The sequence below is a fragment of the Oleiphilus sp. HI0128 genome (assembly GCF_001635365.1).
On sequence record NZ_LWGG01000835.1, the window covers coordinates 1 to 10,899 of the forward strand.

General features: G+C 44.8%; 9 protein-coding genes. 5 read left to right on the forward strand and 4 right to left on the reverse strand.

Annotated features, from left to right (window positions below):
- The first annotated feature begins 375 nt into the window (after positions 1–375).
- Together A3763_RS12835 and A3763_RS12840 are read left to right on the forward strand one after the other, a co-directional pair.
- Entirely contained in the window at positions 376–2,427 is a 2,052-nt protein-coding gene (locus A3763_RS12835) for a M3 family metallopeptidase (protein ID WP_068634313.1), read from the forward strand.
- A complete protein-coding gene (locus A3763_RS12840; protein WP_082865221.1) occupies positions 2,424–2,672 on the forward strand; it encodes a YheV family putative zinc ribbon protein in 249 nt (82 codons plus the stop codon). Before A3763_RS12835 ends, A3763_RS12840 begins: the two co-directional genes overlap by 4 nt.
- Before the next feature lie 21 nt (positions 2,673–2,693).
- On the opposite strand, the gene A3763_RS12845 is transcribed toward A3763_RS12840, so the two are convergent.
- The gene (locus tag A3763_RS12845) at positions 2,694–3,035 is read right to left on the reverse strand and encodes a hypothetical protein (protein ID WP_068510893.1); all 342 of its coding nucleotides are present in this window, start codon (positions 3,033–3,035) and stop codon (positions 2,694–2,696) included.
- A gap of 293 nt (positions 3,036–3,328) precedes the next feature.
- On the opposite strand from A3763_RS12845, the gene A3763_RS12850 reads away from it, so the two are divergent.
- The gene (locus tag A3763_RS12850; RefSeq protein ID WP_068510894.1) at positions 3,329–3,553 is read left to right on the forward strand and encodes a hypothetical protein; all 225 of its coding nucleotides are present in this window, start codon (positions 3,329–3,331) and stop codon (positions 3,551–3,553) included.
- Positions 3,554–3,589: 36 nt separating this feature from the next.
- On the opposite strand, the gene A3763_RS12855 is transcribed toward A3763_RS12850, so the two are convergent.
- Complete coding sequence (locus tag A3763_RS12855; RefSeq protein ID WP_068567863.1) at positions 3,590–5,032, reverse strand: hypothetical protein; 1,443 nt, start codon at positions 5,030–5,032, stop codon at positions 3,590–3,592.
- On the reverse strand, positions 5,029–5,529 hold the full coding sequence (locus tag A3763_RS12860; RefSeq protein WP_068552795.1) for an exonuclease domain-containing protein: 501 nt from the start codon (positions 5,527–5,529) through the stop codon (positions 5,029–5,031). The genes A3763_RS12855 and A3763_RS12860 overlap by 4 nt, the downstream gene beginning before the upstream one ends.
- 305 nt (positions 5,530–5,834) lie before the next feature.
- Between A3763_RS12860 and clpB the strand changes: the two genes are divergently transcribed.
- The gene (gene clpB / locus A3763_RS12865; protein ID WP_068634314.1) at positions 5,835–8,411 is read left to right on the forward strand and encodes an ATP-dependent chaperone ClpB; all 2,577 of its coding nucleotides are present in this window, start codon (positions 5,835–5,837) and stop codon (positions 8,409–8,411) included.
- Positions 8,412–8,464: 53 nt separating this feature from the next.
- Here clpB and A3763_RS12870 read toward each other — a convergent pair whose 3' ends face one another.
- A complete protein-coding gene (locus tag A3763_RS12870; protein WP_082865037.1) occupies positions 8,465–8,932 on the reverse strand; it encodes a DUF4124 domain-containing protein in 468 nt (155 codons plus the stop codon).
- A gap of 444 nt (positions 8,933–9,376) precedes the next feature.
- Here A3763_RS12870 and A3763_RS12875 point away from each other — a divergent pair.
- Positions 9,377–10,899, forward strand: a 1,523-nt coding sequence (locus tag A3763_RS12875; RefSeq protein ID WP_068760109.1) for an acetolactate synthase 3 large subunit, incomplete at its 3' end; no start/stop codon positions are given.

A 10,899-nucleotide genomic window follows, 5' to 3' on the forward strand; every position in this document is an offset into this window, starting at 1 on the left:
AAGGCCAGATAGAGCTATCGGCTCCGATTTCAACATCACCAATAACAATGGCTGTTGGGTCGACGAAAACTGATGAGTCTAGTTTGGGGGAAAAGTCGAGATAGTTTCTCACGCAGCTCATAGGCTGATCCTCTTGTGATACATCTGGCGGTGTTATTGACGTCGTTGCGACCTAAGTGTTTTTTCGGTTCAACTTGAGGGCAGAGAATACCGAAAATTAGTGATCTTCACCAGTATCTAGCGCTATGCGAGCAAGTTGCTATAGTGAGACTAAGGGCTTTAAAAAATCATCAATGCCCCCATAAAGAATAAATTGTTCCAAGCTGCTTAGCTCGCTTGCCTTAAAAATATACCAAATAGATAGAGTTAAAATTAATGAACCCATTGTTAGCTGATTCGCCACTGCCACTGTTTGAGCAGATTACATTAGAGCACTTTGAGCCCGCATTAGATAAGGTGCTTGCAGACAACAGAGCTTTAGTCGAAAAGCTTGTAACTGATAAACAATATTCTTGGCAAGATTTTGCGTATCCTTTAGAAAGTGCTGACGATCGCTTGAATAATGTTTGGTCGGTTATTTCCCATTATAACTCAGTGCTAAATTCCGATGAGTTGAGAGAAATCTACAAGCGCCTTATCGCTAAATTGACAGAATACGGTACAGAAATGGGGCAGAATAAGGACTTGTTTTTAGCTTATCAGGCCTTGGCTGATAGCGATGAATACGCTGGGCTGAGCCAAGCTCAAAAGCAGTCAATCAAACATACTCTTCGTGGCTTCAAGTTGTCGGGAGTGGCGTTGGAAGATGATGAAAAAGAAGCCTACTCGGCATTGAAGAAGGAGATGTCAGAGCTGACCAACAGCTTTTCGGAAAATGTCTTGGATGCGACACAGTCTTGGACGCTCTATTTTGAAGACGTTGATTCACTTGCAGGTCTGCCAGAAAGTGCACTACAACTGCTCGAAAGCCAGGCAAAAGCCAAGGGACATGAAAAGGGTTATCTGATTACCCTGGATATTCCTAGTTATTTGCCGGTTATGACTTACTGCGATGATGCCAATATCCGTGAGCAGCTATATCAGGCTTATTTGACTCGCGCTTCCGACCAAGGACCTGATGCGGGTAAGTGGGATAATAGTAATAATATCCAACGCATACTCAGTTGCCGTCAGGCGCTTGCTAAGTTGCTGTCGTTTGACAATCATGCCGAGCGCTCCTTAGCGACTAAAATGGCAGACACGCCAGATGAAGTGATTGAGTTTTTAGAGCAGCTTGCAGGCAAGGCTATTGATTACGCAAAAAATGAAGTAGAAGAGCTTAAAGCCTATATGAAAGAAGAGTTCGGTGTGGCTGAACTGAATCCCTGGGATGTGGGCTATTATTCCGAAAAGCTTCGACAGGCTCGTTTTGATATTTCGCAAGAAGCGTTAAAGCCATACTTCCCAGCACCAGTGGTTCTGCAAGGCATGTTTGATGTGGTTCAGAAACTGTTTGGCATTGAAGTCAAAGAGCGCCCTGAGGTGAAAACCTTCCACCAAGATGCTCGCTATTACAGCATTTATAGCGAGGGTGAAGAAGTAGCTGGTTTCTATCTGGATATCTATGCCCGAAAAGACAAACGTGGTGGCGCCTGGATGGCAGACTGTCGTGCACGCAGACGTTTGGCCGATGGCTCTGTGCAAATGCCGGTAGCTTTCTTGGCGTGTAACTTTACACCGCCTGTTGCGGATGAGAGCGGTAATCTGGCAGATAGCTTGTTAACTCACAATGAAGTGACGACACTGTTCCATGAGTTCGGACATGGTTTGCACCATATGTTAACCAAAGTCGATGTTGCTGGGGTATCAGGTATTTCTGGGGTGCCTTGGGATGTGGTTGAACTGCCAAGTCAGTTTTTGGAAAACTGGTGCTGGCAGGAAGAATCGATAGCTATGATCAGTCGTCACTACCAAACAGGAGAAGCGCTGCCGAAGGATATGTTGGATAAGATGCTAGCAGCGAAACACTTTCAAAGTGGCATGATGATGATGCGCCAGCTTGAGTTTGCCTTGTTTGACTTCCTCTTGCATAGAGATTACTCAGAAGCAGATAACACCGATGTGCAAGCAGTGCTGGAGTCTGTTCGAGAGCGAGTTGCGGTAATTGATTCGCCAGAATATACGCGTTTTAGCCACTCCTTTAGCCATATATTTGCTGGTGGCTATTCGGCGGGTTATTACAGTTATAAGTGGGCAGAAGTCTTAGCAGCAGATGCGTTTTCCCGCTTTGAGGAAGAAGGTGTCTTTAACGTGCAAACGGGTAAAGACTATAAAGAAAAAGTGCTCGAAGTAGGTGGTTCAATTGAAGCGATTGATATGTTTACCAGCTTCCGCGGTCGTAAGCCAAGTGTTGAGCCATTGCTTAAGCAGGCGGGAATCAAGGTATGACGCAGAAGATAACCAAGCGCTTTATCGCAGGTGCCGTATGCCCTCGTTGCGGTGAGATGGACAAGTTAGTGACGTATTCATCTGATGAAGGCACCTTTAAAGAGTGTGTCGCCTGCGACTTTACTGAGAAGCAAATAGCACAAGTTGAAATGTCAGAGCTTGATACGCGGGTTAATCATATCCCCTCAGGCCCTGATGACGAGCAGGCTCAGATAGTCCAGATTGTTGAGCTTAAGCCGAAGTAATTGTTCGCTTGAGCTAGGCCACTAAACTTCAGATTGTCCCTCTAATATAGCGATTATATTGGATAAGGCTTCCCTCATATCAGCCATAGTTTGTGTGCGTTTGATAATGGTAGGAAGCTGATCTTCCAAATTAGTTAATTTCGGAGGGATACGTCGAATGCCTTCGGTAATAAATTCATAGGGATAATGGTGGTCTTGTATGCTGAGCTTATTAAGCTCGGCAATTTCCTGGGAAAACTGGCTAATAATGTCATAGATAATGTCTTTGTGTTCGAGTGAGGACGCCTCCCAGTAAGCCGCATCCAATAGCTCGTGAAACGCGAGAAACTCATTCATAACATTTGAAATGGCAGGTTTAGGCATGACCTTTGGCTCCTGAGAACATCAGTTTTGACATATTTGTATATAAGAAAGCCTAGCAGAAGAGGCTGTAAAGGTAAGGCAGGCAGTAATAAATTTGTCGGTCACTGTTTCATAAGTGCCCAGTTTTCTCGACCAATGATACTCTCGCTTACATAGTGAAAAGCTATGCGAGCACTTCTGTTCATTGAAACAAACGATTACGCAAGCTTACCCGATAATGTTAAGTCCTTCATATTGCTTAAACCTTAGCTGCCTATACTGATAGTTCTTTCGGGAATATAGAGACTCTGACTATGAGAACATTACGTTTGACCACGCTTGATAATCAGCGTCAGCGTTTAGAGCGGGAAATAATAGAAACGAAGAAAAAGATTGTAGCAGCTAATGAGGGCGCGTTTCCTGACCTGGGTTTAGTTAAGCAATTGAGAGATTCTATTGAGCGAAATATGCAACTTATTTCAATGATTGATCAGCATCGACCCGCAAGAATCTCTAAGCTGAAAGCGAAGGTGATTTAGGGTAAGTGTAAAACTTACCCTGATTCACAAAAACAATTACTGTCGCTCAGGAATAGCCGTTCCCTGAAAGATAAACAGCGGTGTGGGCGATGTGTAAATGACGTTGTCATCCTCGTCTAAGAGTGGCTCTCCATCTTCATCTGTCTGGGCAATATACTCATAGCCAGGGTCTTCATAACTGTTAGCGGGGACAGCGACGTTATTTTCCTGATCTTCTTCACTTTGCAGCTCAAAAAGGTCTTTCGAAACATTGTAACTTTCACAGCTCGTTGGATTGTAGATGAGTTGCTCGCGTGTCGGGTTGGGGTTGTCGTCGCCCTGAGGTATTTCTGTTTCTCTATCATCTTCTAAAGCTTTGTAGATGGCAGTACTGAACTTCGATACATAGACGCGAATTTCTGCATTAGGGTAGTCTACCTCTACTTTTAAGCGCTGCAAGTCTGTCAGCGCATCATTACTGCCATCGCCAATTGTGAATGAGTTGGAGATGACAGTATTTCGCTCGTCGGCTTCATCGTGCTCTGTTAGTGAGTCACCATCATCGTCAATAAGGTCGAAGCAAGCAGGGTGCTCGATTTCTTTGGTAATCGAGCCGTCAGGGCATGTGACGACATTTTCTTCATCATCATCGAGGCATGTTTGATTTAATAGGGCGTACCCCAGAGTGCCATATTTTGACTCCAGGTAGTCTTCGTCGACAGTAAGAATTTGGGGTGGTTCTTGATGGATTACCTTGATCTGCCTTACTTTCGCTTCACTGAATCCGGACTCTTTGAAATTTTCAGGCGCGATCCGGTCTAGAGCGGCAAATTGAATTTCATCATCTGTTTCCACAGTCGGATCTTGGTCGAAAGCTATTAGAACGGTTTGATCAACCTTATTATCTATTTCGACAAAGGCTGAAGGGATGTAAGTCAGGTCCAATGAGGCGCTAAACTGATCTAGAATATTGAATGAGTCATCTTCACGGAGAAACTCTATCTGATCATTGCTGTAGGTGCAGTGTCCGTCATCGCTGCTGATTGCGGAGGACATTTGCTCCTTAGCTTCGACGAATGTTTGAACAAGTTTTTCGCTGTCGATGGCAGCAATAAGGTTTTCCATAAAATCTAGGGGGTTGTTTGCTGATTCTACGGTTCCCTCGTCATCTAGTGTGTAGTTCATATCTGCGCTGATCTGTTGCAATATAAAGTCGCGGACGGCTTCCTCGTCAGCTGAAAGGTCAGATAAAATTGGGTTACCACTAGCGTCAATAGATTTAGATTGCAGGCCTTTAAAGCTATTAATGAAGTCCTCAAGGTAAAGTTTGTATTCGCTATTTTCTTCATTTGCGAGTACTTCGTAGCTTTGGTTTTGAACTATCTGCCTTGTTGGCAGATGGGCTTGGCATAGCTGCTCGGTTGTTTGGAAGGTCGGTGTACAGGCCGCGAGTACTGATAGTGCAGAAAGGCCTGCGAGCGTATTTCTTAATAATTTCATTTAAGCTGGGCTCCTAATTTCTGCCAGGTTTTATGAAGTATGTAAGCATCATTTGCAGCGCGGTGCCGAACAAGCTGTAGCTCATCTATAACGCCAGCTCTGATGTCCTGCCATCTATCGATTTGCTCTTCATCGAGAATTGATGAGAGGGAGTCTAGATGGAAGTTGGGTTTGCATTTTGCCGCTTTAAATAGGCGATGAAGCCAAAAACTATCGAAGGCCCAGGCATCGCAATATACATCCCCACTAAGTAGATCATTAAGTTCGCGAACAACCTGGCTAATCTCAGCGCCTTCTTGTTGAAGTTGGTCTTTACTGATTCCATGTATTCGCGCGGCTTTTTCTGACCAGTCTTTCCATAATACGTGCGGTTTGATCAGCCAGCTTCTGGTGCTGCCATCAGCCAGGCAAACACCTACTTCAATAGGGTAGCTGGATAGGAGGTCTAGGCTGGAAGCTTCGAAGTCAATAAAAACAGGGTTGTTGTCGCTAGGCATCTAAGGGTATTCGCGTGAGTAGGTAGTGGGTCGGCTGGTGAAATTGGACGCCGATATAATCCGGCCATATTAATCGTTAAGCAAAGGCTCTGCAATTACTGTACGAGTTTGGTGTGATCTTGACCATAAAAAATTGATTACCACTCGGTTAGTTTCTGTAGAAGTGGGAGTATTTTTATTGATTTGTGTCAATAAATTGGCGCAATTTATGTGTTGGGCCTTGAAAATGTCCAGGCGAGCCTTATCTATGTCATAACGAAGTTTACTGAACTTAGATACTATTGATTCCTTCGGGGGGATAACTTATGAGAATTGATCGTTTGACGAGCCGTTTGCAGGTTGCGATATCAGATGCGCAATCTATAGCCTTGGGAAAGGATCATCAGTTTATAGAGCCGGTGCATTTGATCCAGGTTCTAATTGACCAAAATGGCAGCGTATCCGCCTTATTGAGACAGCTTTCTGTAGATGTAAAACAATTTAGAACTGAGCTTGGTCGTCTGGTTGATGAATTACCGACCGTCGAAGGTGCAGACGGTGATGTGCATATGTCCAACGACCTGGGGCGAATGCTGAACATTGCTGATAAGTTAGCGCAGAAAAAAGGCGATCAGTTTATTTCAAGTGAGATGGTCTTACTTGCTGCGACTGGTGATAAAGGTGCTTTAGGCGCTTTGATGAAATCTTATAAGGTAGAAAAAGCTGCTTTAGAAGAAGCGATTGACCAGGTGAGAGGAGGTGATGGCGTGAATGATCAAGGGGCTGAGGAAAATAGAGAGGCATTAGATAAATTTACGGTTGATTTGACGGCTAGAGCCGTAGAAGGAAAACTGGACCCGGTTATTGGTCGTGATGATGAGATTCGTCGCACGGTGCAGGTTCTTCAACGTCGACGTAAGAATAACCCCGTTTTGATAGGTGAGCCGGGTGTCGGTAAAACAGCTATTGTCGAAGGTTTAGCTCAACGAATTGTAAACGGTGAAGTACCTGACGGCTTAAAAGATAAGAGAGTCTTGTCCTTGGATATGGGGGCATTGATTGCCGGGGCTAAGTTTCGAGGTGAATTTGAGGAGCGCTTGAAAGGTGTGCTTAATGAGCTGAGTAAGCAAGAAGGGCAGATAATCCTCTTTATCGATGAAATTCATACCATGGTTGGTGCTGGTAAGGCAGAGGGCTCAATGGATGCGGGGAATATGTTGAAGCCTGCACTTTCTCGAGGTGAGCTGCATTGTGTTGGCGCTACTACGCTTGATGAATATCGTGAATATATAGAGAAAGATGCTGCCTTGGAAAGGCGTTTCCAGAAAGTTCTAGTAGAGGAGCCGGTTGTTGAAGATACCATTGCTATTCTGCGCGGTTTGAAAGAGCGTTACGAAGTCCATCATGGGGTAGAAATTACCAATAGTGCAATTATCGCTGCAGCCAAGCTTTCTCATCGCTATATAGCTGATCGCCAATTACCGGATAAGGCGATAGATTTGGTTGACGAGGCAGCAAGCCAAATTCGAATGGAGATGGACTCAAAGCCAGAAGCTTTAGATCGCTTGGAGCGCCGTTTGATTCAAATGAAAATCGAGCGGGAGGCGCTTAAGAAGGAGCAGGATTCTTCATCTAAAAAGAGCCTTGTAGAGCTGAATGAGCAAATTTCTGAACTTGAAAAGGAATTTTCAGATCTGGAAGAAGTCTGGTTGGCAGAAAAGGCAGCTCTGCATGGTTCCCAGAAAGTTAAGAGTCAGTTAGAGCAGGCTAGGGTCGAATTGGAGAGTGCTCGTCGAGAGGGTGACTTGGCATTGATGTCGGAATTGCAGTACGGGAAGATTCCCGAATTGGAGCGCCAGTTGGATATGGCGAGCCAGGCTGAAATGATGGGTATGACCTTATTACGTAATCGAGTGACCGAAGAAGAGATAGCAGAAACAGTATCGAAGTGGACGGGTATTCCGGTCTCAAAAATGCTGGAGGGCGAAAAGGATAAGTTGTTGAGAATGGAAGGTTCTCTGCATGAGCGGGTAATTGGTCAATCTGAAGCAGTGCAAGCGGTATCCGATGCAGTACGTCGTTCTCGTGCGGGTTTGGCTGACCCTAATCGTCCAAATGGCTCCTTTCTATTTTTGGGGCCAACAGGTGTCGGTAAAACCGAACTTTGTAAAGCCTTGGCGAGTTTCCTCTTCGATACTGAAGATGCGATGGTTCGTATCGATATGTCCGAATTTATGGAAAAGCATTCGGTGGCTCGCCTAATTGGCGCTCCTCCTGGATATGTAGGCTATGAAGAAGGTGGCTATTTGACAGAGTCTGTCCGCAGGAGACCCTATTCGGTATTGCTATTGGATGAGGTGGAGAAGGCACACCCGGATGTGTTCAATATCTTGCTTCAGGTATTGGAAGATGGTCGTTTAACTGATGGTCAAGGTCGTACTGTCGATTTCAGGAATACGGTTATTATCATGACGTCTAATTTGGGTTCTGATGTTATCCAGGCTATGGGAATGGAAGGCGCGGGTTATGATCAGATAAAGAATGCTGTCATGGATTCTGTATCGGCTCATTTTAGGCCGGAGTTTATCAACCGTATTGATGAAGTGGTGGTCTTCCATGCTTTGGGAGCCCAGCAAATTCAGGGTATAGCGCAGATTCAATTGAAAGGCTTAAGTAAGCGTTTGTTAGAGCAGGATATTACCTTGGAGTTTGAGGCGGATGCTATGGCTAAGTTGGCCGAAGCCGGGTTTGATCCGGTTTATGGGGCAAGGCCTCTAAAGCGAGCTATACAGCGTTGGGTTGAGAATCCATTGGCTCAGAATTTGTTGGCAGGTGATTATGTGTCGGGTGACACTATAGTAGCGAGAGCTGAAGCAGATGAAATAGTGTTTGAAAAAAGGTAGTAAGGCACCGAGCTTTTGGTATGGTCTAAAGGCTCGGTGTCCTCCGTATTGTATTATTGGCAGTAGTCTTCAATTTGTTTTTGGAAGTTTGCCTTCTTTTCGTTGATCTCTTCAGGGCTTAGGAAGCGGGTGACGCCTTCTTCAACAACTGTTATGCGGCTAGTTTCAGCAATAACTCTAAGGTTTTCTCTGATTGCTTTACATTTTTCTTCAATCTCAATTTTTCTAGCTTCTTCTTGAGCGATCCCTTGTCGAACTTGCATTTCTTTGGCTGTTTTTTCATCGATAGCTTTTGCTTGGTTTTGTGCGCTGGTGCGCTGTGATGCAGTGCTAGTTTTAATTTGAATACTGGTCGACTCGGTATGGTTTGGTTTCTTGTCCGTATAGTGAGTGTTGCCGTTACTATCGACCCATTTATAGACTTCAGCCGAAGTTGCTATGGTTGTAGCACAGCTAATTAAAAGAAAAGCGCAAAGCTTTAAAGTGGTTGTGAATAATGCGCTGTTCAGTGTGAGCGTCATGGTTTCGATTTCCTGTCAGATCATAGAATTTTGGTCAATTGACATTCTAACTATAAACCATAGACGGTTTTTTGGACGAGAAAAGCCGAAAAAATACAAAACTGGGTCAAAAAAATGCAAATTATATTGACTCTAATGATTTAAGTGTCAGAATTACGGGTTGCTTTTTCTAGGGTTTTACAAGTGTCGTTTTTCAACGTTAATCGTTTGACGGTAATAGTATCCCCCAGCGTATTTGAGCTTCTTACTTTGCTTGATAGAAAATGTAAGAGGCAGTGGTAAAACAGGAGTCTAGCATGACATAAAAGTGCTGGACTTTATGGCGAAACTCTACGCCAAATTTACCATCAAAGTAACGCTAGATTGCATCCAGTGCACTTCCAAAAGAAGTGAGAGTTAACTCGGATTAAGCTTCCATAAACTATTTAACAGAAGGTAATTATCGTGGAGCTATTATCTGGCGCCGATATGATTGCTCGTTTTTTACAAGACGAGGGTGTCGAGTACATATACGGTTATCCTGGTGGTGCAGCGCTGCATATTTATGATGCGCTTTTCAGACAGGATAAAGTTGAACATATTTTGGTTCGTCATGAGCAGGCAGCTGTTCATATGGCGGATGGTTACGCGCGAGCGTCTGGTAAGGCGGGTGTCGTGCTCGTTACGTCTGGACCTGGTGCGACGAATACAATTACAGGTATTGCTACAGCCTTTATGGATTCTATTCCAATGGTTGTGCTTTGCGGGCAGGTGCCTTCAACCTTAATTGGTGAAGATGCTTTTCAGGAAACCGATATGATGGGCGTATCTCGTCCTGTTGTTAAGCATAATATGGCTGTAAGGCATGCCTCAGAAATACCAGAGGTCTTGAAAAAGGCTTTCTATATTGCGCAGTCGGGTCGTCCGGGGCCGGTTGTTGTGGATATTCCTAAGGATATGACGGCGCCAAATGAACGTTTTGAATACGTTTACCCCAAAAAGGTGAAGTTGCGTTCTTATACGCCGCCGGTAAGAGGGCATTCTGGTCAGATTAAGAAAGCGGTCGATATGTTATTGGCAGCTAAGCGTCCGGTAATCTATGCGGGTGGTGGTGTTATTCTGGGGCAAGCATCCAAGCAGTTGGTAGAGTTGGTTGAGCGCTTGAATTATCCAGTAACCACAACGCTAATGGGTTTGGGTGCATATCCTGGTACTGGTGAGCATTCTCTGGGAATGCTGGGGATGCATGGTACCTACGAAGCCAATGAGGCAATGCATAATTCCGACTTGGTTTTAGCGGTTGGTGCTCGATTTGATGATCGAGTGACGAATGGCACTGACAAGTTTTGCCCGGGGGCAAGAATTGTTCATATCGATATTGATCCGGCAAATATTGCAAAAACAGTTAAGGTTGATGTGCCAATCGTTGGGCCGGTGGGATCAGTGCTTAATGATATGTTGGCGATTCTGGAGGATGCAGAGGAAACGCCAGATCAAGAGGCTTTGGCTTCTTGGTGGAAGAGTATAGATGGCTGGCGTGCTCGTCACGGTGGTCGCTACGACCCTTCGACCGAGGAAAGCATTAAACCGCAACAAGCGATCGAGGCGATGTATAGAGCGACGAAAGGTGATGCTTACGTTTGTTCTGACGTCGGGCAGCACCAGATGTTTGCAGCTCAGTACTATAAATTTGATAAGCCAAATCGTTGGATTAACTCTGGTGGTTTAGGGACGATGGGTTTTGGTTTGCCAGCGGCAATGGGGATAAAGCTTCATTATCCTAATGAGGAGGTTGTCTGCGTAACGGGTGAAGGCAGTATTCAGATGAATATTCAGGAACTGTCGACCTGTAAGCAATATGACTTGCCGGTGAAGGTTTTAATACTGAACAATCAGGCTTTAGGGATGGTTAAGCAGTGGCAGGATATGAATTATGAATCGCGCCACTCTCATTCGTATATGGAGTCCTTGCCAGATTTTACTAAGTT